The organism is Hydrangea phyllody phytoplasma, assembly GCF_036985185.1.
GTDB lineage: Bacteria > Bacillota_I > Bacilli_A > Acholeplasmatales > Acholeplasmataceae > Phytoplasma > Phytoplasma asteris.
In genome coordinates this window covers 1-418 of record NZ_BSDA01000028.1, presented here as the reverse complement: position 1 = coordinate 418, position 418 = coordinate 1, and the positions used below count along the sequence as shown (strand labels likewise).

Annotated in this window: 1 protein-coding gene; it reads right to left on the bottom strand. The window is 27.5% G+C overall.

The features are described 5' to 3' along the window. Nucleotides 1-418, bottom strand: a 418-nt coding sequence (locus AACP42_RS03055; protein WP_339332588.1) for a sigma-70 family RNA polymerase sigma factor, incomplete at both ends; no start/stop codon positions are given.

Sequence of the window (418 nt, the reverse complement as noted above, 5' to 3'; positions counted from 1 at the left end):
TTCTAATTCTTGTTTATTTAAATTAGATTTAATTTTTTCAATAAACAATTCATGATTAACTTGGTTTAGCCAAATTTGATGAGGGGTTAGATTGTTGGCTTTGAAAGATTGGGTTTGTTTTTCTTCAAAAGGAATATTATTTACTTGTTTTTCTTTCCGAAAAACTTCTCTGGAAATAGAAGTGGTTTGTAGACCTCTAATAAGTTCTGTGATTTCACCTTTAATTGTTTGGGTAGCATAGACAATAAAATCACATCCTAAATCTTGATAATTATTTAAAGCTTTGATTAGACCTAAAATTCCTTCTTGGTATAAATCCTCTCTTTGAAGTGCTTTAGGGAAATATTTAAATTGTTTAACTATTTTTTTTACTAATGGTAAATGCATTTCGATTAATTGATCGCGAATTGCTAAATTC